This is a genomic window from Streptomyces pyxinicus, assembly GCF_024753135.1.
Lineage (GTDB): Bacteria > Actinomycetota > Actinomycetes > Streptomycetales > Streptomycetaceae > Streptomyces > Streptomyces pyxinicus.
In genome coordinates this window covers 229,207-253,068 of sequence record NZ_JANUGP010000007.1, presented here as the reverse complement: position 1 = coordinate 253,068, position 23,862 = coordinate 229,207, and the positions used below count along the sequence as shown (strand labels likewise).

Here is a 23,862-nt window from a genome sequence, read left to right as displayed (position 1 = left end):
CGACCCTCACTTCATCGTCAGGAACCGCAGCACCAGCGAGGCCAGCACCACCGCCAGCAGCGGCAGCGAGAACCAGAACCCGCCCTGCACCAGCCGCAGTCGGCGGACGCTCGGCCGCCCCGCCACCCGCACCACCTCGCGCGCGCCCAGCAGCACGATCAGCGCGACGGCGGCCAGCGCGCCCACCACCGACCACGGCGTCCACGTCACCCGCGGCCCGGCCGGCCCCGGATCGGGCTCCGGCACCGCCCCCGCCGGCCGCTCCCGCAGCGCGTACACGGCGACGTCCGCGTTGGCGTAGGCCTTCGTCAGCTCCCGCCTGCGGTCCAGGTTCGCGAGCAGCCGGGGACCCCAGTCCGCCGGATAACCCGCGTCCAGTCGCAGATACGTCTCCTGGCTCCGGTTGACCATCAGGTACGCGTTCGGGCCGGCGTCCCGGAGCGCCTTCACCAGCCCGGACACCAGCGCCGGGTCGGGCGGCGCGAGCGTCGGCACGTAGCCGACCCGCTCCATGTCCCGCCCGCCCCACGGCAGCGCCGGAGTCACGTCGTTCACCGTGTCATCGCTCAGCCACAGCAGCCGTACGGTCGGCCGGTCGTGGGCGTACACCCAGTCCATGGCCGCGACCTCGCCCGGCCGGACCCGCTCGAACGGCTCGTTGCCCCAGCGGGCCACCAGGAAGCCGCCCATCAGCAGCAGCCCGGCGAGCAGCGCGGCCACCGGAGCCGCGGTCAGCCGCCGGCCCGCCGCGCGGGCATGGGTGCGCGGGAACAGCGCGAGCCCGCCGAGCAGGGCCGCGCCCGGCACCGCGAACATGAATACGCGCAGCGCCATCTCACCGCCGTACGACTGCATGCCGAACCCGAGGAACGGCACGAAGGCGAGGATCAGCAGGGAGCGCTCGCGGTACCCGGCGCGGCGCCGCCGCCACCAGCCCCAGCAGGCCAGGCCCAGGACCGAGCCGGCCAGCAGCACCCGGGTGTAGAGCACCAGCTTGTGCGTCGGACTCCCGCCCTGGATACGGCCGGAGACCGAGGAGGAGACGTTGCCGCCGATCCCGCCGACCCCGCCGAAGAGGTCGTCGAAGTGCCCCGACCAGTACGGCTCGGCCATGAAGCCCAGCCACACCGCGACCAGCACCGCGAACAGCAGTGGCAGACCGCGCAGTTCGCACCGGCCGCACAGCACCAGGGCGGCCAGCACGCCGAGCATCACGAACGGGGTCAGCTGGTGCGCCGGGACGCTCGCCGCGTACAAGCCCATCAACACGAGGAGCAGTACGACGCGTTGCCGCCGATCGGCGGGGAGCACCTCGGCCTCGCCGGGGCGCCGGGCGCCCCACAGCACGCGCGGCGGGCGGAACCAGACCAGCAGGATCGCCGCGAACGCCAGGTACAGCAGATAGGTGAAGCCCTGCGGGGAGAAGTAGTCCTGGCCGACCCAGCCGCTCAGCGCGAAGATCCAGACGCCGGTCCACTTCGCCCGCCAGCTCGCCCGCAGCGACCGGGTGAGCAGCAATACCGGCGCCAGATAGGCGAGTTGGATGGCGGTCGGCCACCAGCGGATGACCTCCGTGAAGTCGGTGACCCCGCAGGCCCGGCCGGCGAACGCGGCCACCGCGAAGAAGCCGGGCCAGCTCCAGCGGGCGTCCAGGTCCGGTACGGCCGAGCCGGTGCGGTCGATGTAGTCGAGGAACCCCAGGTGCTGCCAGGCCGTCGGGAACCTGGGCACGGTCTCGATCACCGCGGGCAGCGCGTGCAGCGACACCACCGTCGCCAGCATGGTGACCAGCAGCAGCGCCCGGTGCTCGCGGCGCCGCCGGAGCAGCGCGGCGAACACGGTGACCAGCAGCGCGGCACCCACCAGCGTCGGCACCGGCAGCACGGACACCAGACCGAGCCCGCCCATCCGGTCCAGGTCGGCCTCGCCGAGCCGCAGGGCGGGCACCCAGTACAGCAGCAGCGCGGCGGCCAGCAGACAGGCGAGGGCGACACCGGAACGGGAGGGCGCGAGCCACCTCCCGGGCGGGCGCGGGGCCGGCGGGTCGGGATCCGCGGGGGCGACCGGGCCCGGCGAGACCTCCACCGACGGCCCCGGGACGCCCGGCCCCGGGCGGATGTCCGGGCGGCGCTCGACATGGTCGAAGTCGATCCGCACCCCGAGGGCCAGGGTGTCGGAGTCCCGCGCCCAGGACGGCCGCCGCCCCCCGCCCGGGGACGCGACCGGCATCTCACGGGTCGCCCCGAGGTCGGCGAGGTCCCCGTCCGGCGCCGCCGCGTCGGGGCCGGGGGGCGGCGCCGAGCGCAGGGTCCGCCACAGCTTCGGCGCGGCGATCGCCACGATCACCGCGAGACTGGAGATCTCGGCGACGCCCGCGCCGGTCAGCCCCATCCGGGGCAGGAGCAGCAGCGTCAGGCCCAGCACCAGCACGCACAACAGGCCCTGCATCCAAGCGAGTCCGGCGGTCCGGGACTGCGCGCGCAGCACCGCGAAACAGGTCTCCATCACCACGCGCAGCACCGCGCCGGCCGCGAACCAGCGCAGCAGCGGGGTCGCCGCGTCCGCGTAGCCGTCCCCGAAGACGCCCAGGATCCAGGGCGCGCCGACGAACAGCACGGCCGCGACCGGCAGCATGATCCGGGCCATCCGTTTCAGCGCCGCGCGGGTGTTGGCGGCCAGCCGCGCCGGGTCGTGCGAGCCCTCGACGGTCAGGGAGGCGCCCATGTTGATGGCGAGCAGGTTGGTGGTGCCGCCGATGGTGGTGGTGATGTAGAAGTAGGCGTTCTCCTCGGAGCTGACCTGCGCGGCGATGATCACCGGCACCAGGTAGACCACGGCCAGCGAGAACAGCGAGCCGGTGTAGTCGCCGGCCAGGAACCTGCCGATCTCCCTCGGCGAGGCCGGCCGGGCACGGCCCGCGGTCGCCGCGATGTGCCGGGGCACCAGCCGGCGGAACACCAGCCAGCCCAGCGGCAGCACCGAGGTGGCGATCGCCGCCACCCAGGACACGAAGACACCGGCCACCGGGACGGCGACGGCGAGCGCGACGAGCAGCGCCAGCTTCACCGCCGAGAACACGGTGTTGCCGACCGGCACCCAGGGCGCGCTGCGCAGTCCGGTCAGCACCCCGTCCTGGAGGGTGAGCAGGTTCCAGCCGACGACGGCCACGACGAAGCCGAGCCCGGGCAGCGGCCCGTGCAGGAACCGGTACGACGGCCCCCACACGTCCAGCGTCAGCAGGAACACCCCGGCGGCCACCGCCACGATCAGCGAACTGCCCGCGTAGGTACGCAGGATGAGCCGCCCGGTGCGCTCCCCGGAGACCGGGATGAAGCGGGCCAGGGCGCCGGTCAGGGTCACCGCGGTCAGCCCGGCGAGCAGCTTCATCGCGGCGATGGCGGCCGAGCCCTGGCCGACCGCCGACTCGGAGTAGTACCGCGCGGCGGCCAGCCAGAAGCCGAGTCCCAGGACGGCGGAGATGCCGGTGTTGAGCATCAGCGCGTAGGCGTTGCGGAACAGCGGGCTGCCGCCGGCGGACCCGGCGGCGCCCGGCAGCCGCAGCCGGCGCCGGCTCGTCGCGGGCGCCTCGGCCGCAGGTGCGGCGGATGCGGCGGGCTCGGTCGTGGTGGTCGTGGTGGTCGTGTCAGACACGGGAACGGCTGGCCTTCCGGCGGACCTGGCGGGCTCTGCGGACGAGGGCGTACCCCTGGGTCAGGGCACGGTCCCGGGCGAAGACGCGGGCGACGGCGCGGCCCTGGAGCAGCCGCGCGAACTCCTCGGCGCCGGTGCCGCGGCGGACGGTGACCCGGCGCAGCGCGTACGGCCCCTGGCAGCGCCGGGCCAGGGCGTTGCCGACGGCGAGCGCCTGGCCGTACCCGGCGCCGCGCACGGCCTGACGGACCCGACGGCTGGAGTACCCGTACGGATAGGCGAAAGACCGTGGGCGGGACCCGACTTCACCGGTGACGATCTCCGTGCAGCGCTCCAGCTCGGCGCGCAGCGCGTCGTCGCCGAGTTGGTCGAGCTGCGGGTGGGTGTGGCTGTGGCCGCCGATCTCCACGCCGGCCGCGGCCAGTTCGCGCACCTGCGCCCAGTCGAGCATGGCGTCGAGGCCGCCGCCGGTGTCGTACCCGCCGCGGATCCAGCCGGTGGTGACGAACAGCGTGGCCGGGAAGCCGTGTTCGGCGAGCACGGGCAGCGCGTACCGGTGCACGCCCTCGTAACCGTCGTCGAAGGTGATCAGCACCGGCCGCTCCGGCAACGGCCGGCCCGAGCGCCAGCACGCGGCGAGCACGGCGGTGGTGACCGGGGTCAGCCCCAGCTCACCGATGAGCGCCAACTGCCGGGCGAACGCCTCCGGCGCGACCGACAGAGCCCGGGTGGCGTGGCTGGGCACGGCCGCGACGGAGTGGTACATCAGGACGGGCACGGGCGACTCGGTCACGGGCGTTCCCCTCGCTCCGGGCGGTCTCCTCCGTCCGAACGCCCTCCTCCCTCCGAACGCCCCCTGTTGTCCGGACTCTCCCCGCGATCCGCGCGAGTCCCGGCCCACCCGGCCGCGAACCCGGTAGCCCCCCGCCGAACCCGGGCGCTGCCCACCAGGTAGCCGCCCGCCGCCGTGAGGACCCCGGCGACGATCGCGCCCGCGCGGCCGGCCCCGCCCGGGCGGCCGAGCAGGCTGTCCCTGAGGCCCCGGGCGATGCCGGCCGGCAACACCCGGGTGGTGTAGCGGCGTTCGGACTCCAGGCCCTTGGCGGCACCGACGCTGTGGGCGACCAGGGCCTTGGAGAGGCCCTCCGCGTAGGCGCGGGTGCGGAAGTAGGCGAAGTGCTCGCGTGGGGCCGGGACCCGGTGGTGGATGACCGCGCGGTCGTCGATGAGCAGCACGGCGTCGGGGCGGGCCCGGGTGAGGCGGATGCACAGTTCCGTCTCCTCGCAGCCCAGCGGGCGCCGGTCGCCGTCGCGGCCGATGCCGGTGGCGAAGCCGCCCGCCGCCTCGAACGCGGCCCGCCGGAAGGAGGCGTTGCCGCCCAGCACGTTGCGCACCCGCACCCGGCCCGGCGGCAGCCCCCGGTAGGTGCAGCCCACCACCCAGTCGAACTCCTCGGGGAACCAGACGGGCCGCCGGCCGGACGCCCAGACCGGCTCGGTCCGGCCGCCGACCGCCCAGACGCGCGGGTCGGCGTACCCCTCGGCGAAGCGGCGCAGCCAGTCCCGCTCGGCCACGGCGTCGTCGTCCAGGAAGGCGATCACCTCGCCGCGCGAGGCGGCGATGCCGGTGTTGCGCCCGGCCGACAGACCGCGCGGACCCGCGTTGGCCAGCACCCGGACGCCTTCGGTCTCCTCGAACTCGCGGTCCAGCCGGTCCCGCAGCGCCGGATTGTGGTCCACGACCAGGAGCGTCTCCAGCGCCGGGTACGACTGCGCGCGCACCGAGGCGACCGCCGCGAGGACGTCCGCCCAGCGTTCCCCGGTGTACGCGCAGATCACGACGGAGATGCCGGGATCGGTCACGACACCTCTCCCGGTCCGGTGGGCGCCAGCGGCGAGCGCCGCGGGCGCGGACGTCTGCGCAGCTCCCGCCGGTTGGAGCGCTCCCGCAGGATCACCCGGAGCACCCGCAGCCCGTCCCGTACGGCCCGCAGGTTGCTGGTGCCGTGGATGCGCAGGTACTCGTGGCTCGGGATCTCCTGGACCTTCAGCCCCGCCTTGACCACTCTGATGTTCATCAGCGTCTCGACCTCGAAGCCGGTGCAGTCCAGCTCGATCTTGTCCAGGCAGCGCCGCCAGAAGGCGTTGTAGCCGTAGCACAGGTCCGTGTACCGGGCGCCGAACTTGCGGTTGACCACCGTGCACAGCGCCCAGTTGCCGAGCTTGCGGACGAACGTCATGTCGTCGGTGCCACCGCCGTTGGCGAAGCGCGACCCCTTGGCGAAGTCGGCGCCGGAGACCAGCGCGGAGACGTAGGACACGATCTCGTCGCCGTCCGCCGAGCCGTCCGCGTCGACCATCACGATGATGTCGCCGGCGCACGCCTCGAACCCGGTGATCAGCGCGTCCCCCTTGCCCTTGCCGCGCTGTTCGACGACCTTGACGTCCGGCCGCAGCGACCGGGCCACCTCGACCGTGTCGTCCGTGGAGTTGCCGTCCACGAGCACGACCTCGTGGATCCAGTCGGGAAGCGTCTTGAAGACGTAGGGCAGGTTCGCCGCCTCGTTCATGGCGGGGATCACCACGCTCACCGGCGGTGTGATCGCCAGATGCGAGGAGATGAACCGGAAGTCCGCGGCGATCGAAGGCGCCTGGGCGACCAAAGGTTCCTGGGTGACCAAAGGTTCCTGGGCGACCGAAGGATCTTGGCCCGCACCGGGCGGGCGCAGAACGGAACTCATGGGCTTTCTTTCCCTCTCGTCCGGTGGGCCGCCCGCCCCCGGGCGGCCCGGCTGAGTGTCCGGTTCGAAAGGGGGGTATCCCGTCCCCACGGCACGGCGGATCGCCCTCCGTGCGTGTGGACGAGCTGGCAAAGCTGGCCGGACCGCCGGAACAGACGGCGGCCGGTCGCGCGGCACGGCCCGGAGACGCTCATGGTCACCGGGCACGACACCCCCCTACCGCGCCCCACGCCGGAGACACCGCGGCCCTGAACCCTCCCCTGGAGCCGTCTTCGGCGCCCCGGCGCGAGTGAGATGTAGACGGTATTGACGGTGGAACCCGAAAGGCAAGACCTGGAAGGCTGCCCCACTTTTTCGTTGGTTTGGGCGTTAGACAACTTTGGCCTACGTTGGTCACTCCTGTGGGTGTTTTCCGGAAATTCCCTCCCGGATCAGGACCGGCAGCGCGAGAGCCGCGCTGAGCACGCCGACCGCCACCACGCCGCCGGTGACCGACCAGCGGTGCACGGCCAGCATCCCCTGGGCGACCAGCATGTCGAGGGCCACCGCGCCCGCGAGGGCGGACAGCACCCGGCCGAGGGGGTCGAGGCCGCGCAGCGCGGCACCGATCGCCGTGGCCGGCGCGGCGAGCAGGAAGAACAGCGCGGCCGGTCCGCGCAGGGCGGTGCCGGTGTCGGTGAGCGCGAGCAGCGCGCCGACCGCCGCGACGGCGGTGGCGGCGCCCGCGAGCAGCGCCGAAGGTGCCTTGGTGTGCGAGCTCCGCATGGCCGACTTTGCCCCCCGACGCGCCGGATGCCGGGCTTCAATGTGGCGCAGCCGGTGCGGGACCGTCAAGACGACGATGCCGCGTCGCACACCTGTGCCCCCGAAGACGCGGAGGCCTTCGGGGGCACGGGTACGGGCGCCGGTCGCGCCACCGGTCGCCGTCCTTACGGGACGATCTTCAGGAGCTTGTTCGGGGAGCCGCTGCCCGGACCGGTGACCTTGCCGGAGGTGGCGCCGTTCACCAGAGCCGTGGCCACCTGGGCCGGGGTGGCCGAGGTGTGGCCCGCCAGATAGACCGCCGCCGCGCCCGCCACGTGCGGGGTCGCCATCGAGGTGCCGGAGATGGTGTTGGTCGCGGTGTCGCTGGTGTTCCAGCCGGCCGTGATCGAGGAGCCGGGCGCGAACAGGTCGAGCGCGGGGCCGTAGTTGGAGTAGCTCGCCCGGGCGTCGGCGTTGGTGGTGGCGCCGACCGTGATGGCCTCGGTGACCCGGGCGGGGGAGTAGGAGGAGGCGTTGGCGTTGCTGTTGCCGGCCGCGATGGCGTAGGTGACACCGCTGGCTATGGAGTTGCGCACGGCGGTGTCCAGTGTGCTGGAGGCGCCGCCGCCGAGCGAGAGGTTGGCGACCGAGGGGCCGCTGTGGTGGGCGGTCACCCAGTCCACGCCGGCGATGACCCCGGCCGTCGTACCGGAACCGTTGTTGTCGAGCACGCGGACGGCGACGATCTTCGCCTTCTTGGCCACCCCGTAGGTGGAGCCGGCGATGGTGGTGGCCACATGGGTGCCGTGGCCGTTGCCGTCCTGGGCGGTGGTGTCGTTGTCCACCTCGTCGTAGCCGTAGGAGGCACGGCCGCTGATCTGGGTATGGGTGATGCGCACGCCCGTGTCGATGACGTACGCCGTCACCCCGCCGCCCGCGCTGTCCGGGTAGGTGTAGGTACCGGACAGCGGCAGGTTGGCCTGGTCGATGCGGTCCAGGCCCCAGGGGGCGTTGGACTGCGTGGTGTCGGTCAGGTGGACGCGCTGGTCCTGCTCGACCGAGGCCACCGCGGGGTCGGCGGCGAGTCTCGCGGCCTGGCGCTCGGTCAGCTGGGCGGTGTAGCCGTCCAGGGCGGCGTGGAAGGTCTTCCTCACCGTGCCGCCGTACCGCTTGACCAGGTCCTTGCCGGTGGTGGAGGCGGCCGTGAAGCCGGCCGTCTTCTTCAGGGTGACGAGGTAGCTGCCGTCGACGGCGGTGGGGGAGCCCGCGGCCAGTACCGTGCCGGTGGCCTGGGCGGCCTGGGCGGGCAGGGCGGTGAGCCCGCCGACGAGGGCGGCGGCGGCGACGGCGGTGGCCGCGGCGGTGCGCGACTTCTTCGAACGCAGGTGTGCCATTGCGGGGGAGTCCTCCTCCTGGCGACGCGCGCCCAGGGTGCGGCGCGCACGTGGGGGGTGCGCGCGGGACCGCGCACACGGCCCTGGAGCCTCGCGTTCCACTCCGGGGTCGGGTAAAGGCTCGGTGCGACTCGGGCCAGGAACAAGGCAATTGGTGAGGCGTCAACACATCTGACATGCACACGCAATACATGAGCAGTGAACGTCTCGGGTTGATCCTGTTCAGACCACAAAAGTCTCGGCGTGAGCACTTCCCGTCAACACGCGTAGTTGCTACGAAAGTTGGGGCAGAGATCCTGCTAAAGGGAGGTTCCATGAGACGTTCCCGACTTACCGGATTCGTGACCTCATTCCTTCTCGCCGCCGGCCTCGGTCTCACCGGGGCCGCATCGGCGCAGGCCGGCACCACGGCCGCGGCCGGCGGCTATGTGGCCCTCGGCGACTCCTACTCCTCCGGCGTGGGCTCCGGCAGCTACATCAGCTCCAGCGGCGACTGCGACCGCAGCACCAAGGCGTACCCGTACCTGTGGAACGCCGCCCACAGCCCCTCCTCGTTCGCCTTCAACGCCTGCTCGGGCGCGAAGACGGACGACGTGCTCGCGGGCCAGCTCGGCTCGCTGAACTCCGCCACCTCGCTGGTCTCCATCACCATCGGCGGCAACGACGCCGGGTTCGCAGACGTCATGACGACCTGTGTGCTCCAGTCCGACAGCGCCTGCATCTCCAAGATCAACACGGCGCGGTCGTACGTCGCCAACACGCTCCCCGGCAAGCTGGACACCGTCTACGACGCGATCCGCGCCAAGGCCCCGTCCGCCAAGGTCGTCGTCATCGGCTACCCCCGCTTCTACCTGCTCGGCCAGACCTGCCTGGGCCTGTCCGAGACCAAGCGGTCCGCCATCAACGACGCCTCCGACTACCTCAACGCCACCGTCAAGACCCGCGCCGGCGCCCACAGCTTCGTCTTCGGCGATGTCCGCACCACGTTCTCCGGCCACGAGATCTGCTCCGCCAACTCGTGGCTGCACAGCGTCAACTGGCTCGACATCGGCGAGTCCTACCACCCCACCGCGGCCGGCCAGTCCGGCGGCTACCTCCCCGTGCTCACGAACGCGGCCTGACCCCGAACGGGCTCGCCCGTCGGGGTGAACTCCCCGGCGAAGCCGCACCCGAACCGGAACCCGGCGCCGAGCCCGAGGCCGATGCGGAGGCCCCGTCCGACGGGGTCTCCGCCGTCGTGCACGTCACCGAGAACGGCACCGGGTCCGAGATGACCCGCACCGGTGACCGCACCTCCACACCGACCGTGTTCCCGGCCGTGTCCGAACGGGCCGTCACGGCCACCCGCGCCTGCTTCTTCCGGCCGCCGCCCGCCGGGAAGGACAGGGTGCGCCACCCCGGGCCCGGCACCGAACCGTGCGCCAGGATTCACCGGTAGCGCACCTCGGCGGGCAGCCGCCCCACCGTGAACGTCGCCGTGAACACCGGGGCCCGCGCGGCCGGCGGCGGACACGTCCCGGCGTACGCCGTGTGCGCGCCGGTCAGCGTGACGTGTACGGACTGCGCGGGCGCACCACTCGACGGGGTGCCGGTGTCCCGCGTCCCGCTCGAAGGCGCCCCGCTCCCGCCGTCCCGGGCCGAGGGGTGCGCCCCGCCGGTCGCCGCCGCCGAACTCGCCCCGCCGTCGCTCCCGTCACCGCCCCGGCTCTGGTTCACCAGCGCGTACGTCAGCGCCGCGAGCGCCACCACGACCGCCAGCACCCCCGCGCCCAGGACCAGGCCGGCCCGCCGGTCGCGCTCCGGGCGCGGGCCCGGTTCGGCGGCCGTCGTCGCCGGGTCCGGATACCCGATGGCCTCACCCGCGGGCGGCATGGTCGTCGGGGCGTACGACGAGCGGGCCGGGCCGCTGTCGTCCCGTACCGTGCCGCCCGCCGCGACCAGTCGCAGCTCCCGCTCCGCGCGCTCGGTGGGCAGCCGCTCGGCCGGGTCCTTGCGCAGCAGCCCGGCGATCACCGGCGCCAGCGGCCCGGCCCGGGGGCGGCAACTCCTCGTCCACCACGGCCCGCAGGGTGCTCAGCGGGGTGTCCTGCCGGAACGGCGAGGCCCCCCTCCACCGCCGCGTACAGCAGCACGCCCAGCGACCACAGGTCCGACTCCGGACCCAGGACGCGCCCCAACGCCCGCTCCGGGGCGAGGAATTCGGGAGAGTGGGCGGGGCGGGCGGATTGGTCCGGCGTGAAGAAACGGGAAGAAGACTTCGCGTCCCCTGTGACCCGCGTTTCCGGCCCGCCGATCCGTACCTCCTCGGGGAGGTCCTTACCTCCTCGGGGAGGTGTGTGCGGTGCGGATACGCGGTGCGCGAGGGAGAACCGGCTGTGGCCACGGAGACGGCGCCCGGGTGGCGGCCGACGAGCTGATGGCGCTCGTGGCGGGCGGCGACCACCGGGCGTTCGAGGAGCTGTACCGGCTGGTGTCCGAGCCGGTCTTCGGGCTGGTACGCCGGGTGGTGCGCGACCCCGCCCAGTCCGAGGAGGTCACCCAGGAGGTGCTGCTCGAACTGTGGCGCTCCGCCGCCCGCTTCGACCCCGCCCGGGGCAGCGCCCTGTCCTGGATCCTCACCGTGGCGCACCGCCGCGCCGTCGACCGGGTGCGCAGCGCCCGCGCGGCCGGCGAGCGCGAGCAGCGGGAGGCGCTGCGGGCCGGGGAACGCGACTTCGACCAGGTCGCCGAGGAGGTGGAGGCCGGTCTCGAACGCGAGTGGGTGCGCCGCTGCCTGCACCGGCTCACCGCGCTCCAGCGCCAGTCGGTGACCCTCGCCTACTACGACGGGTACACCTACCGCGAGGTCGCCGAGCGGCTGTCGCTGCCGCTCGGCACCGTCAAGACACGGATGCGCGACGGGCTCACCCGGCTGCGCGACTGCCTGGGAGGGGCCGCATGAGCATCCTCCGGGGACTCCTGCGGCGCACGGACCCGCACTCCCTGGCCGCCCCCTACGCGCTGGACGCTCTGGTACCCGGCGAGCGGCGCCGCTTCGAGAAGCACCTGCGGGGCTGCGCGCGCTGCGCCGCCGAGACGCGGGACCTGGCCGAGGACGCGGTACGGCTCGCCTGGTCCACGGCGGCCCCGGCGCCCGCCGCCCTGCGGGAACGGGTGCTGGCCGCCGTCCGCACCACCCCGCAGGAGCAGGCGCCCGGGCAGGAGCGCGCCACCCGGCTGCCGCCGCACGTCTGGGGCACCCAACCGCCGCCCGGCCGCGCCCGCGCGCCCCGGCGCCCCCTGTTCGCGCCGTTCGCCACGGCCACCGCCACCGCGGCCCTGGTGGTCGCCTCCCTCTTCGCGGTCCAGGCGCACCGCACCGCGGACCGGCTCGCCGCCGAGCAGGCCGGGGCACGTGAGATCGCCCACGTTCTCGCCGCGCCCGACGCCCGCGCCGCCGGTGCCGAGGACGCCCGGGGCCGCCGTATCGGAGTGATCGCTTCCGCGTCGCGCGGGGAGGCCGTCGTCACCCTGCGCGGGTACGGCACCCCGTCCGGCGGGCGGGTTCACCAGCTCTGGCTCGTGCGCCCCGGGGCGCGAGCGCGCTCCCTGGGCCTCCTCGCGGGTGACACGCCCTTGCTCACGAAGGGCCTGGAGAAGTCCTCGTCGTCACTCGCAGTGACCGTCGAGCCTGGCGGCGGATCAGTGCGACCCACCAGCCAGCCGGTTGTTCAACTCACCCTGAAATCGGTTGGATTCGGAGAGTAGTCAACGAGGAATGGTCAACCGCCTTACGGGGAAGGTGAATCCTGTGGCCGGGATACACGCGTGCCTCACTGGGGCGATAGGGTTAGCCTGCCCGGGCCGGGTGGACTCGTACGGGTGGGGAGTGACATGGAGCAGATAGCAGTGCGCAGCAGGGCCAGGGTCCCTGCGATCACCTGCGGGAGCAGCGCGACCAGTTCGCGTCTGGACCGCCATCTCTCGGTACTGGGAGGCCCCGCCATACCGCAGCGGGAGACGGTCGAGGCAACGTCGCTGATGCGTGAGCTGACCGCGCGGAACGCGCACCAGCGCAGTGACCGGGGCCGCCGGGTCAGCCGGGTCTCGCTCTTCGCGCCGCTGCGCCGGCTGCGCCGCTCGCTGTTCGGCGGCCACTAGGGCCGACCGGCCGGGCGCGCACCCAGCGCTCGGCGAGCCCCGCACCGGCCGTCGCTCCCGAGCGAACCGGCACCGAACCGGCACCCCCGGGAAACCCGCCCGGGGTGTCCGCGCCCGGACGCCTCAGGGCGCCCACCGCCTCGGAGCGCCACACCGCCTCAGACCGCCACGCCGTCCCGGCGCAGCGCCGCGATCTCCGCGTCCGTCATCCCCACGGCACGCAGCAGCGTCTCGGTGTGCTGCCCGAGGGCGGGCACCTCACCCATCCGCGCCTCGTCCCCGCCCGGCAGCGTGATCGGTGGCAGCAGCGCCCGCAGCGGCCCGACCGGCGAGCCCACCTCGCGCCACCGGTCCCGGGCCGCGAGCTGCGGATGCTCCGCCAGCTCGTGCAGGTCCCGCAGCCGGGCGCACGCGATGCCCGCCTTCTCCAGCCGGGCCAGCGCCTCGTCCGCGTCCAGCGCCCCGAGCGCCCGGGCCACCAGCGCGTCCGTCCGCCCCCGGTGCGCGACCCGCGCCGCGTTCGTCGCATAGTCCGGGTCGGCCCCCAACTCCGGTCGCCCTATGACCTGTTCGGCCAGCCGCCGCCACTCCCGGTCGTTCTGCACCGACAGCAGCACCTGCCCGCCGTCCGCCGTCGGATAGGCGTCGTAGGGCGCGATGACGGCGTGCGCGAGGCCGGTGCGCGCCGGGGGCTCACCTCCGTGCAGCGCGTGGTGCAGCGGATGCCCCAGCCACTCGGCCAGCGCCTCCAGCATGGACACCTCCACCGGACCGCCTCGCCCGGTCGTCCCGCGCCGCACCAGCGCCGCGAGCACGCCCGAGAACGCGTACATCGCCGCCGCGATGTCGGCCGCCGGGATCCCGGCCTTCACCGGCTGCTCCGGCGTCCCGGTCACCGACACCAGCCCCGCCTCGCACTGCACGAGCATGTCGTACGCCCGCTTGTCCGCGTACGGCCCCGAGCCGCCGTACCCCGAGATGTCCACGGCGATCAGCCGGGGGTGCGCGGCGCACAGCGTGGCCGCGTCCAGACCGAGCCGGGCCGCCGCCCCGTGGGCGAGGTTCTGCACGAACACGTCGGCGTCCGCGATCAGCCGCCGTACGACGTCCAGGCCGCGCGGGTCCTTCAGATCCACGGCCAGGGACTCCTTGCCCCGGTTGCACCACACGAAGTGCGAGGCGAGACCGCGCGCCGCCGTGTCGTACCCGCGGGCGAAGTCACCGCCGTCGACCCGCTCCACCTTGACGACCCGGGCACCCAGGTCGGCGAGCTGCCGAGTCGCGAAGGGCGCGGAGACGGCCTGTTCGACGGCGACGACGGTGATGCCCTCCAGGGGCAGCGGCTGCTGGTCCATGCCCCGGATCATGACCCCTGGACGGCGGCCTTGTCAGCAGGCCGCCATCACTCCCCGCGCGCATACCGGCGCACGGCGAGCGGCAGGAAGAGGGCGGTCAGGGCGAGGCTCCAGCCGAGCGCCCCCGCGACCGGGTGGGCCACCGGCCAGGCGGCGCCCTCCGGCACCGGCGCGTTGCCGAAGAGGTCCCGCGGGGCCGTCGTCACCGCGCTGACCGGGTTCCACTCGGCGAGCGTGCGCAGCCGGCCCGGCATGCCGTCCGTCGGGATGTACGCGTTCGACAGCAGCGGCAGCACGCAGGAGGCCAAGCTGGAGCTGGTCGCCCTGCTGAACGGCGTCGTGACCATCTACGTCCGCAACGAACTCGACACGGCCGAGCGGGCCCGCGCCCTGCCCTGATCGGAGGACGAGGGGAACGCCGTGCGCATCGTCTGCCTCGGCGGTCGGATCGTCTCCGGCGCCTACCCGAGGATGGCGGCGGCGTTCCAGGAGGACGCCGGCCCGATCGACCTGGAGACGGTGTTATCACGGGCGCTGGCCCGCGTGCTGGACGGGTTCGGCCCCGGGTAGCCAGGGGGCCCTGCTCAGAGCAGGGCGAACTGTCCCTCCGGGCCCTCCTCGGGGTGGTCGAGGACCGTGGCGGGGTGGCGGGCCCAGGCCGGAGGCGGCAGGACGCCCGCCGCGCGCAGGCCGGTCGCCGTGACCGTGGCGGTGATCCTCAACCCGGCCCGCAACGGGCGCAGTTCGGCCAGCAGGGACAGCACCGTCACCAGCTCAAGCAGCTCCGAGGTCCAGGCCTGCGGCCAGACCGGCGGGCGGATCGCGGCGAGGGTGCCCGGTTCCGCCGGGGCCGTGCGTGCCGCGAACCAGGCCTCCAGGACCGGGACTCCGGCCACCTGGTGGTCCCAGGCACCCGGCGGGACCGGGGAGACCCGGCCCTCGTCCAGGTGCAGGGTCTCCTCCTCGCGGTCGTAGCGCAGGGCCCCCGGGCGGCTCGGCAGGGGAGCGCGCACGTAGGGGCGGCGGCCGCCCGGCAGTTTGGGGCGCTCCCCGTCGCGGCGCATCAGCCACAGCGCCCGGCGGCCGACGTCGACACCGGCCGCCCACTCGCCGGGGTCGTCGGTGAGCGGCACGGTGTGGTCCGGGCGGACCGCCGCCAGGATCCAGGCCAGCACATCCGGTGCCGTGGGCCGCTCGCCGAGCCGGTCCGCGAGGTGGTCCACCAGGCCGGGCGCCAGGTTCGGCTCCGCGCCGCCCGGGCGCCGGTACAGCGGGCGGACCCGGCCGGTGCGCAGCAGGGGGACGTGGGACGTCGCCAGCAGCGGGGTGTCGTCGTCGGGCGTCTCCACCGTGAACACCTGGTGCGCGTCCGCCACCCGCCACAGCTCCGGCCGGGCCGCGTCCAGCAGCCGGTGGTCGGGGATCAGCCACTGCTCGTCGAAGGGCGCCGCCAGCACCCGTACGGGTTCCGCGCACGGCCCCTCGGCGCGCGCCAGCCGCTCGGTGCCGGCGGCCCGGCCCGGCAGCTGGCCGACGGCCGAGTGCACCGTCCGGGCCCGGGTCGGCTCGAACAGGGCCTCCCGGCCCGGTCCCTCGGCCTTCAGCAGGGCGTCCCAACGGGCCCTGAGACAGGCCGGGTCGGGTGCCGTCGGCCAGGCGCGGCCCGGCCGCGGCGGTGCGACGGACCACGGCATGAGGTCCGCCAGCGGCGGAGCGTCGTCGTGCGGCACGCAGGGCATCGTACGACCTGACCGGCGCCCGGGGATCAGGTCGCGTCCAGCGTGACCGTGAACGAGAAGCGGTCGCCCCGGTAGTGGATCACCGCCACGTCCAGCACCCGCCCCGCCGCGTCGTACGTCACCCCCGTGTAGTGCAGGATCGGGCTGAGCAGCGGCACCCGCAGCAGCCGCGCGGTCTCCGGGTCCGCGAGCCGCGCCTCCACGGTGTCCGTGATCCGGCTGATGTCCGCCTTGACGACGTCCCGCAGCACCTTCGTCATCGGCCAGCGCACCAGGTCGTCCGGGTCGATCCGCGCGGCCAGTTCGGGACGCACGTGGTTGACGGCGTGGTTGGTCGGCTCACCGGTCTTCTCGTCACCGCGCAGCCGGTGGTACGTCGCCACCTCCGCGAGGTCCGGGAAGTACTCGGCGACCGCCGCCGGCACCGGCCCGCGCCCGCTTTCCAGCAGCTCGGTCGTCATCCCGGACTGCTGGGCCACGATCGCGTCGACCGAGCCCAGCAGCCGCACCGGGCTGCCGCGCCGTGCCCCGGGCTCGATGAAGGTGCCGCGCCGCCGGTGCCGGCTGATCAGCCCCTCGTCCTCCAGCTCCTTCAGCGCCTGCCGCATGGTCAGCACGCTGACGCCGTAGTGCCCGGCGAGCTGCTCCTCGGTGGGCAGGCGCAACGGGTCCCGGGGCGAGCGGCCGAGTATCGAGGCGCGCAGCGACTGCGAGACCTGATACCAGAGCGGCAGCTTGCGGTTCAGGACGATCGAGTCCGGGGCGAAGGAGGTCACACCGCTATCCGTACCGTTCGCGGCCCGGTCAGCGCAACGGACGGAAGTGCCGCTCCAGGCCCTGCCACACGTCGTCGTAGCGGTGCTGGAGATGGCCGGCGCCGGCCGCGTCCGGGGTGAGCGTCAGCGGCCAGCGGGTCTCGAACATGAACGCCAGCCCGTCGTCGATCTTCTGCGGCCGCAGTTCGGCGGCGCTCGCCCGGTCGAAGGTCTCCCGGTCCGGGCCGTGCGCGGACATCATGTTGTGCAGGGAGCCGCCGCCGGGCACGAAGCCCTCCGCCTTGGCGTCGTAGGCGCCCTCGATCAGGCCCATGTACTCGCTCATCACGTTCCGGTGGAAGTACGGCGGCCGGAAGGTGTCCTCGCCCACCAGCCAGCGCGGCGCGAACACCACGAAGTCCACCCCGGCCAGCCCCGGCGTGTCCGAGGGGGAGGTCAGCACGGTGAACACGGACGGGTCGGGGTGGTCGTAGGAGATGGTGCCGAGCACGTTGAACCGGCGCAGGTCGTAGACGTACGGCACGTGGTTGCCGTGCCAGGCGACCACGTCGAGCGGGGAGTGGTCGTAGGTCGCCGTCCAGAGGTTGCCGCAGAACTTGTTGACCACCTCCACCGGCCCCTCCACGTCTTCGTACGCGGCGACCGGCGCCCGGAAGTCCCGTGCGTTGGCGAGGCCGTTGGCGCCGATCGGGCCGAGGTCGGGCAGCTGGAGGGGCGCCCCGTAGTTCTCGCACACGTAACCCCGGGCGGACTCGTCCAGCAGCTCCACCCGGAAGCGCACCCCACGCGGGACGAGCGCCACATGCGCGGGCTCCACGTGCAGGCGCCCGAACTCGGTGTGCAGCAGCAGCCCGCCGTGCTCCGGCACGATCAGCAGCTCGCCGTCGGCGTCCGAGAAGACGCGCTCCATCGAGGCGTTGGCGTGGTACAGGTGCACGGCCATGCCGGCCCGCTGCGTCGCGTCGCCGTTGCCGCCCAGCGTCCACAGGCCCGCCAGGAAGTCGGTGCCGGCCGGCGGTGCGGGCAGCGGGTTCCAGCGCAGCCGGTTCGGGTCCGGCACGGTCTCGGTGAACGGGGCCGTGCGCAGCGCGCCGTTGCCGGTGCGGGTGAAGGCCGGGTGCGCGGCGGACGGCCTGATCCGGTACAGCCAGGAGCGGCGGTTGTGGGCGCGCGGCTCGGTGAACGCCGTACCGCTCAACTGCTCCGCGTACAGCCCGAGCGGTGCGCGCTGGGGCGAGTTGCGGCCCTCGGGCAGGGCGCCCGGCAGTGCCTCGGAGGCATGTTCGTTGCCGAACCCGGTCAGATACGACAGCCCCTCGGCGGTCTTGCGTACGTCCCCGCTCATGCGCGCTCCCTTGCGATCCCGATTCCTCTGTATCACCGTAGGAATCGGGAGGGCGGCGCGCAAGGGGGAGCCGCGTCATACGTCCGAGGGACGAGGAGAACCAGACTTCAGGGGGATCCGGTCGCCGAAGCCGTGGCCTAGTCTCCGAACCATGCCCAGGACACCCAGGAAGCGCAGAGCGCTCGTCGCCCTCGCGGCCTGCGTGCTGCTGCCGTTCACGGCGGCCGGCTGCCAGTCAGGCGAGGCGCAGGAGCGCGGCGGCACACCCTCCGCCACCCCCTCCCCGGCCGGCACGATCCTCGACGGCACGGACGACACCGGCCGCAATCTGCGCGAGGTCGCCGCCAAGGGCGCGCCCCGGGTCGCCGTCGAGGTCACCCCGGACACCGCCGGCGGCTGGGACGTCCGGCTGACCTTCCACCGCTTCCGCTGCTCAGCGCCCGGCACCGGGCAGCGGGTCGTGCCCGGCCGCGGACTCGCCCACCTCTTCGTCGACGGCCACCAGGTCGCCCGGCTGCGCACGACCGCCTTCCACCTGCCCGACCGGCTGGTGCCCCGCGGCACGCACCACGTCACCGCCCGCCTGTACGCCGACGACGGCACGGTGTGGGCGGTACGCGGCAGACCCGTGCAGAGCACCGCCGACATCACGGTGTCCGGCGCGGATGCCGGGCCGGCGGAGGGCACCGGCCAGGCCGGCAGTACGCGGGAACCCACGGAGACCACCACCACGGTCGTCGTCCGGGACTGAACACCGGGCCCGCCGCATCCCGTACCGATGGGCGAGGTTCACCCGACGGCGGCGGAGAGGCATCATGAAACCCGTGCCCCACGCGACCCCCCTCCGCCGCACCCCCGTACAGCGACGCAGCGCCGAACGGCTCACCCGCATCCTCGACGCCTGCGCCCAACTGCTGGACGAGGTCGGCTACGAAGCGCTGAGCACCCGCGCGGTCGCCCTGCGCGCCGGCGTGCCCATCGGCTCGGTCTACCGGTTCTTCGGCAACAAGCGGCAGATGGCCGACGCCCTCGCCCAGCGCAACCTGGAGCGGTACACCGCCAGCGTCACCGAACGCCTGAAGGGCGTCCACCAGGGCGACTGGCGGGCGGCGATGGACGCCGTACTGGACGAGTACCTGGCCATGAAGCGCACCGCTCCCGGTTTCTCCCTGGTCGACTTCGGCAACCAGATACCGGTCGGTGTCCGCCAGACCGAGCCCAACACCCTGGTCGCCGACCGGCTCACCGCGATGGTCTCGGGCTACCTCGACCGGGCCCCCGACGACGAACTGCGCCGCGCCTTCCTGGTCGCCGTGGAGAGCGCCGACACCCTCGTCCAACTCGCCTTCCGGCTGGACCCGCAGGGTGACGAGGCGATCATCGCCGAGACGCGGACGCTGCTGCGCGCCTACCTCGGACGCCTGCTGGACTGACCGCCCACCGACCGGCGGCCCGCCGTTGACCTGGACTTTCGCGCTTATTGCTCGCACGTCGACATCTTGTTAACGCCGGACGACGGCACCTAACGTCAACGCACCGCCGACCCCCAGGTGGATGTTCAAGGGCGAACGTTAGGTGTCCACTCATGCTGACCATCCTCGGCTTCGCCATGATCGCGACCTTCCTGGTCCTGATCATGCTGAAGAAGATGTCGCCGATCGCGGCGCTCGTGCTGATCCCCGCGCTGTTCTGCGTGTTCGTCGGCAAGGGTGCCCACCTCGGTGACTACGTCCTCGACGGCGTCACCGACCTCGCGCCCACCGCGGCGATGCTCATGTTCGCGATCGTCTACTTCGGCGTGATGATCGACGTCGGCCTGTTCGACCCGGTCGTGCGGGGCATCCTGCGGTTCTGCCGGGCCGACCCGCTGCGCATCGTCGTCGGCACCGCGGTCCTCGCCGCCATCGTCTCCCTGGACGGCGACGGCTCCACCACCTTCATGATCACCGTCTCGGCGATGTACCCGCTGTACAAGCGGCTGAAGATGAGCCTGGTCGTGATGACCGGCGTCGCCGCCATGGCCAACGGCGTGATGAACACCCTGCCCTGGGGCGGCCCGACCGCCCGCGCCGCGACCGCGCTGAAACTGGACGCCTCCGACGTCTTCGTCCCGATGATCCCGGCACTGGCGGCCGGCCTGGTGTTCGTCCTCGCCCTCTCCTATGTCCTCGGCCGCCGTGAGCGGCGGCGGCTCGGCGTGCTCACGCTGGACGAGGTGCTGGTGGAGGAGAAGGAGACCACCCTGGTCGGCGCCGGTTCCGGGGGCCCGGACGCCGTGACGGCCCCCGCGGGTTCCGGCGGCCCGGGCGGCGGGGCGGAGCCGTCGTCCGAGGAGCCCGCCGGGGAGCGCTTGCCGCACGACCTCGCCGGGGAGCGCTTGCCGCAGGAGCCCGCCGCCGAGCGCTTGCCGCAGGAGTCCGCCGGGGAGCGCTTGCCGCGGGAGCCCGCCGAGGAGGGCTTCCAGGGTCTCGCCCCCGACCGCCCCACCCTGCGCCCCCGGCTGTACTGGTTCAACGCGCTGCTCACCGTCGTCCTGCTGACCGCCATGATCATGGAGTGGCTGCCGATCCCGGTGCTGTTCCTGCTCGGCGCCGCGCTCGTGCTCACCGTCAACTTCCCGCACATGCCGGACCAGAAGGCCCGGATCGCCGCCCACGCCGACAACGTCCTGAACGTCTCCGGCATGGTCTTCGCCGCGGCCGTCTTCACCGGCGTCCTCCAGGGCACCGGCATGGTCGACCACATGGCCGACTGGCTGGTCACCAACATCCCCGACGGCATGGGCCCGCACATGGCCCTGGTCACCGGCGTGCTGAGCATCCCGCTCACGTACTTCATGTCCAACGACGGCTTCTACTTCGGCATCCTGCCGGTGCTCGCCGAGGCCGGCCACGCGCACGGCGTCTCCTCGCTGGAGATCGCCCGCGCCTCGATCGTCGGCCAGCCGCTGCACATGTCGAGCCCGCTGGTCCCGGCCGTGTACGTGCTGGTCGGCATGGCCAAGGTGGAGTTCGGCGACCACACCCGGTTCGTGGTCAAGTGGGCCGCGCTGACCTCCCTGGTGGTGCTCGGCGCGGGCGTCCTGTTCGGCGTCATCTGAAACCTCGTCAAGCTCATCAACCTCGTCAACTCCGTCAACCTCGTCGTCCGAAACCCTCGTCGCGAAGGAGACCCGGCCTCATGACGCCCGGTGGGAACCGCGGCTGGCTGCTCCGCCTCGTCATCGCCTTCGGCTGCGCGCAGGGGGCGGTGTCGATGGCCCGGCCCGCCGTCTCCTACCGGGCGCTCGCGCTGGGCGCCGACGAGCGCGCGGTCGGGGTCATCGCCGGTGTCTACGCGCTGCTGCCCCTGTTCGCCGCCGTCCCCCTCGGCCGCCGTACCGACCACGGCCGCTGCGCGCCCCTACTGCCCGTGGGTGTGGTGCTCCTCTCCGGGGGCTGTGCGCTCAGCGGGGTGGCCGACTCCCTCGCGGCGATGGCCCTGTGGAGCGGTGTGATGGGCCTCGGCCACCTCTGCTTCGTGATCGGCGCCCAGTCCCTGGTGGCCCGCCAGTCCGCGCCGCGCGAACAGGACCGCAACTTCGGCCACTTCACCATCGGCGCCTCCCTCGGCCAACTGGTCGGCCCGATCGCCGCCGGTGCCCTGATCGGCCGTCCCGACCTGGCCGGCAGCAGCGCGCTCGCCCTCGTGGTGGCGGGCGCGGGCGGGGCGGTCGCCCTCACCTCCCTGTGGCGGATCGAGGACCGCCAGGCCGTCAACTCCCCTCGAAGCGAGGGCGCTCGGGTGCCGGTCGGCGGCATCCTGCGCGCCCGGGGTGTACCGGCGGGCATGCTGATCAGCCTGTCCGTGCTGTCCGCCACCGACATCCTCACCGCCTACCTCCCGGTGGTCGGCGACCACCGCGGCATCTCCCCGTCGGCGGTCGGCGTCCTGCTCAGCCTGCGCGCCGGGGCCACCATCGCCTGCCGGCTGGTCCTCACCCCGCTGCTGCGGCTGCTCGGCCGTCCGGTACTGCTCACCGTGACCTGCCTGCCGGCCGCCGTGCTCTGCGCGGGCGTCGCCCTCCCGGTGCCGGTGTGGGCGCTCGGCCTGATGCTGGTCGTCCTCGGCTTCTGCCTCGGGGTCGGGCAGCCGCTGTCGATGACGACCGTCGTGCAGGCGGCGCCCGCGAACGCCCGTTCGACCGCGCTGGCCCTGCGGCTGACGGGCAACCGGCTCGGACAGGTCGCCGCCCCGGCCACCGCCGGCCTGGTCGCCGGTGTGGCGGGCGTGGCCGCGCCGTTCGTCCTGCTCGGGGTCCTGTTGCTGCTGTCGTCGGGGGTGGCGCTGCGCTCGCCCGGGCGGCCCGGGCGGCCCGGGGGTGCCTCGCGGGAGGCGGCCGGGGATGCCCCGGAGGAGGCCAAGGGAGATGCCCCGAGGGAGGCCATGGGAGATGCCCCAGAGGCGGCCATGGGGGATGCCCCCGAGGAGGCCGTCCGGGAGCGGTCAGGACCGCCGCCCGGATTGCGCCGCACGAGCGATATCTGACGGCGCGCCGGGCGTCGCTGCCGGGGGTCGCGCGACTGATGACGCACAGTCCAGGCGAAAGAGCGATTTGTATGAAAATCGTCTGAACGCGGAGGATTGCTCATGCCCACCCTGACACTCCCACGTGCCGTCGGTGCCCGCGCGGGCGCCACCGTCGTCCTCACCGCCCTCGCCGCGGCGGGCGCGTCCTGGGTGGCTGCGCCGACCGCGGTGGCCCAAGGAGAGAACGGCGACATCCGCATCCACCGTGAGGGCGTGCCCTTCGGTGTCTCCAAGGACGACCCGGTGGTCTGCCGCTTCTACCTCGACGCGGTGAACTTCGACATCCTGCCGACCATCGCCTACACGATCACCCCGCAGCCCCCGCTGCCCACCGCGGCCACCGTGTCCGGCACCATCCAGCTCGCCGGCGGCGCCGGACACACCGACCCGCTCGGGCTCGCCGACGGCCAGTACCGGCTCACCTGGATCGTGGCCGGCGCGCCCAAGGAGAAGGTGTTCCGGATCAACTGCCACGACGGCAAGCAGGACGGCAACCCCGGACCCGGCGGCCAGATCGAGGACCACCAGCAGAACAACGGCGCCTGGGGGCAGAACGACCAGAACGGCCCGAAGGGCGGTGTGCACGCGGGCGGCGGCGGTCTCGTCGACACCGCGGCGGCCTACTCGCCGGTGGCCGCCGCCGCGGCGGTCGGACTCGTCGCCGTCTGCGGTGCCGTGTACTTCCGGCTGATCCGCCGCCGGCCCCATGGCGCCGCGTAGGCGCCGACGCAGGCCCTGGCACCGGACCCGCGCCTTCCGCCTCACCAGGACGGCCCTGCTCGTGGTCGTCCTGGTGACGATGGTGCACCGCTGCGGTCCGGACGGCACCCCGGCCGGCCAGGGCGCCGCGACGGCCGCCGGGGCGGACTCCGACCGCGCGGACGGCCGCGGTCGGTCCGGGCCCCCGCCCCGCCCGCTGCCCCGGTCCCGGCCCACGACCCTGCGCATCCCCTCCCTCGGGATCGACGCCCCGGTCATCGGCCTCCAGCTCGACCCCGACCGCCGGTTGGGCACCCCGCCCGTCGACAAGCCGAAGCTGGTCGGCTGGTACGAGGGCGGCGCCACCCCGGGCGAGAGCGGCACCGCCATCGCCGTCGGCCACCGGGACACCACCACCGGGCGCGCCGTGTTCGCCGGACTCGCCTCGGTCGAACCCGGCAAGGAGATCGAGGCCGGGCGGGTGGACGGCCGTACCGCCGTCTACACCGTGGACCGGGTGCAGGTCTTCGACAAGACCGGCTTCCCGGACAAGGAGGTCTACGGCACCTCCAAGCGCCCGGAGCTGCGGGTCATCACCTGCGGCGGCCTCTTCAGCCGGCGGACCGGCTACACCAGCAACGTGGTGGTCTTCGCCCATCTGACGGCGACCAGGTGACCGAGTGACGGCGCTGTCGCTGTGAGGGAGGGC

General features: G+C 73.6%; 20 protein-coding genes and 3 pseudogenes. 11 read left to right on the top strand and 12 right to left on the bottom strand.

Features of this window, described 5'->3' with window-relative positions; all coding sequences use genetic code 11:
• Positions 1-6: 6 nt before the first annotated feature.
• From NX794_RS12595 to NX794_RS12570, 6 genes are all read right to left on the bottom strand, one after another.
• Complete coding sequence (locus tag NX794_RS12595; protein ID WP_258778549.1) at positions 7-3,651, bottom strand: lipopolysaccharide biosynthesis protein; 3,645 nt, start codon at positions 3,649-3,651, stop codon at positions 7-9.
• A complete protein-coding gene (locus tag NX794_RS12590) occupies positions 3,644-4,444 on the bottom strand; it encodes a polysaccharide deacetylase family protein (protein ID WP_258778548.1) in 801 nt (266 codons plus the stop codon). The genes NX794_RS12595 and NX794_RS12590 overlap by 8 nt, the downstream gene beginning before the upstream one ends.
• Positions 4,441-5,514, bottom strand: a complete 1,074-nt coding sequence (locus NX794_RS12585; RefSeq protein ID WP_258778547.1) for a glycosyltransferase family 2 protein — start codon at positions 5,512-5,514, stop codon at positions 4,441-4,443. Before NX794_RS12585 ends, NX794_RS12590 begins: the two co-directional genes overlap by 4 nt.
• On the bottom strand, positions 5,511-6,392 hold the full coding sequence (locus tag NX794_RS12580; protein ID WP_258778546.1) for a glycosyltransferase family 2 protein: 882 nt from the start codon (positions 6,390-6,392) through the stop codon (positions 5,511-5,513). The genes NX794_RS12585 and NX794_RS12580 overlap by 4 nt, the downstream gene beginning before the upstream one ends.
• A 393-nt stretch (positions 6,393-6,785) precedes the next feature.
• Positions 6,786-7,157 (bottom strand): hypothetical protein, encoded by a 372-nt coding sequence (locus NX794_RS12575; RefSeq protein ID WP_258778545.1) that lies wholly within the window; start codon positions 7,155-7,157, stop codon positions 6,786-6,788.
• 164 nt (positions 7,158-7,321) lie between these two features.
• On the bottom strand, positions 7,322-8,530 hold the full coding sequence (locus NX794_RS12570; RefSeq protein WP_258778544.1) for a S8 family peptidase: 1,209 nt from the start codon (positions 8,528-8,530) through the stop codon (positions 7,322-7,324).
• A gap of 314 nt (positions 8,531-8,844) precedes the next feature.
• Between NX794_RS12570 and NX794_RS12565 the strand changes: the two genes are divergently transcribed.
• Positions 8,845-9,651, top strand: a complete 807-nt coding sequence (locus tag NX794_RS12565; protein WP_258778543.1) for an SGNH/GDSL hydrolase family protein — start codon at positions 8,845-8,847, stop codon at positions 9,649-9,651.
• Here the strand turns inward: NX794_RS12565 and NX794_RS12560 are convergent.
• Positions 9,635-10,737: pseudogene (locus NX794_RS12560) on the bottom strand (protein kinase domain-containing protein); the annotation flags it as partial. The gene NX794_RS12565 and the pseudogene NX794_RS12560 overlap by 17 nt on opposite strands.
• Before the next feature lie 191 nt (positions 10,738-10,928).
• Between NX794_RS12560 and NX794_RS12555 the strand changes: the two are divergent.
• From NX794_RS12555 to NX794_RS12545, 3 genes are all read left to right on the top strand, one after another.
• Positions 10,929-11,471: a sigma-70 family RNA polymerase sigma factor gene (locus NX794_RS12555; RefSeq protein WP_258778542.1), complete on the top strand. Its 543-nt coding sequence runs from the start codon at positions 10,929-10,931 to the stop codon at positions 11,469-11,471.
• Positions 11,468-12,277, top strand: coding sequence for an anti-sigma factor (locus NX794_RS12550; RefSeq protein ID WP_258778541.1), 810 nt, complete (start codon positions 11,468-11,470; stop codon positions 12,275-12,277). Before NX794_RS12555 ends, NX794_RS12550 begins: the two co-directional genes overlap by 4 nt.
• A gap of 126 nt (positions 12,278-12,403) precedes the next feature.
• The gene (locus tag NX794_RS12545; RefSeq protein ID WP_258778540.1) at positions 12,404-12,670 is read left to right on the top strand and encodes a hypothetical protein; all 267 of its coding nucleotides are present in this window, start codon (positions 12,404-12,406) and stop codon (positions 12,668-12,670) included.
• A 158-nt stretch (positions 12,671-12,828) separates the two neighbouring features.
• Here NX794_RS12545 and NX794_RS12540 read toward each other — a convergent pair whose 3' ends face one another.
• Both NX794_RS12540 and NX794_RS12535 read right to left on the bottom strand, forming a co-directional pair.
• Entirely contained in the window at positions 12,829-14,025 is a 1,197-nt protein-coding gene (locus tag NX794_RS12540; protein WP_258778539.1) for a CaiB/BaiF CoA transferase family protein, read from the bottom strand.
• A 47-nt stretch (positions 14,026-14,072) separates the two neighbouring features.
• A pseudogene (locus NX794_RS12535) lies at positions 14,073-14,330 on the bottom strand (ABC transporter permease); the annotation flags it as partial.
• Position 14,331: 1 nt separating this feature from the next.
• Here NX794_RS12535 and NX794_RS12530 point away from each other — a divergent pair.
• Positions 14,332-14,595: pseudogene (locus NX794_RS12530) on the top strand (TetR/AcrR family transcriptional regulator); the annotation flags it as partial.
• Between the two features lie 14 nt (positions 14,596-14,609).
• Here NX794_RS12530 and NX794_RS12525 read toward each other — a convergent pair.
• From NX794_RS12525 to hmgA, 3 genes are read right to left on the bottom strand one after another with little or no spacing between them, the layout of a single operon-like run.
• The gene (locus tag NX794_RS12525) at positions 14,610-15,764 is read right to left on the bottom strand and encodes a type ISP restriction/modification enzyme (protein WP_258778538.1); all 1,155 of its coding nucleotides are present in this window, start codon (positions 15,762-15,764) and stop codon (positions 14,610-14,612) included.
• A 26-nt stretch (positions 15,765-15,790) separates the two neighbouring features.
• A complete protein-coding gene (locus tag NX794_RS12520) occupies positions 15,791-16,540 on the bottom strand; it encodes a GntR family transcriptional regulator (protein ID WP_258778537.1) in 750 nt (249 codons plus the stop codon).
• 28 nt (positions 16,541-16,568) lie between these two features.
• Positions 16,569-17,885, bottom strand: coding sequence for a homogentisate 1,2-dioxygenase (hmgA, locus tag NX794_RS12515; RefSeq protein WP_258778536.1), 1,317 nt, complete (start codon positions 17,883-17,885; stop codon positions 16,569-16,571).
• Between the two features lie 151 nt (positions 17,886-18,036).
• On the opposite strand from hmgA, the gene NX794_RS12510 reads away from it, so the two are divergent.
• The 6 genes from NX794_RS12510 to NX794_RS12485 all read left to right on the top strand — a co-directional run bounded on the left by NX794_RS12510 (position 18,037) and on the right by NX794_RS12485 (position 23,829).
• Positions 18,037-18,636 carry a hypothetical protein gene (locus NX794_RS12510; protein WP_258778535.1) on the top strand — a complete coding sequence of 200 codons (600 nt, stop codon included), beginning with the start codon at positions 18,037-18,039 and terminating at the stop codon, positions 18,634-18,636.
• Positions 18,637-18,700: 64 nt separating this feature from the next.
• Positions 18,701-19,318, top strand: a complete 618-nt coding sequence (locus NX794_RS12505) for a TetR/AcrR family transcriptional regulator (protein ID WP_258778534.1) — start codon at positions 18,701-18,703, stop codon at positions 19,316-19,318.
• Positions 19,319-19,470: 152 nt separating this feature from the next.
• Entirely contained in the window at positions 19,471-20,985 is a 1,515-nt protein-coding gene (locus NX794_RS12500; RefSeq protein WP_258778533.1) for a CitMHS family transporter, read from the top strand.
• Between the two features lie 80 nt (positions 20,986-21,065).
• Positions 21,066-22,412 (top strand): MFS transporter, encoded by a 1,347-nt coding sequence (locus NX794_RS12495; RefSeq protein WP_258778532.1) that lies wholly within the window; start codon positions 21,066-21,068, stop codon positions 22,410-22,412.
• A gap of 102 nt (positions 22,413-22,514) precedes the next feature.
• Positions 22,515-23,174: a hypothetical protein gene (locus NX794_RS12490; RefSeq protein ID WP_258778531.1), complete on the top strand. Its 660-nt coding sequence runs from the start codon at positions 22,515-22,517 to the stop codon at positions 23,172-23,174.
• Positions 23,161-23,829, top strand: a complete 669-nt coding sequence (locus NX794_RS12485; RefSeq protein WP_258778530.1) for a class F sortase — start codon at positions 23,161-23,163, stop codon at positions 23,827-23,829. The genes NX794_RS12490 and NX794_RS12485 overlap by 14 nt, the downstream gene beginning before the upstream one ends.
• Positions 23,830-23,862 lie beyond the last annotated feature (33 nt).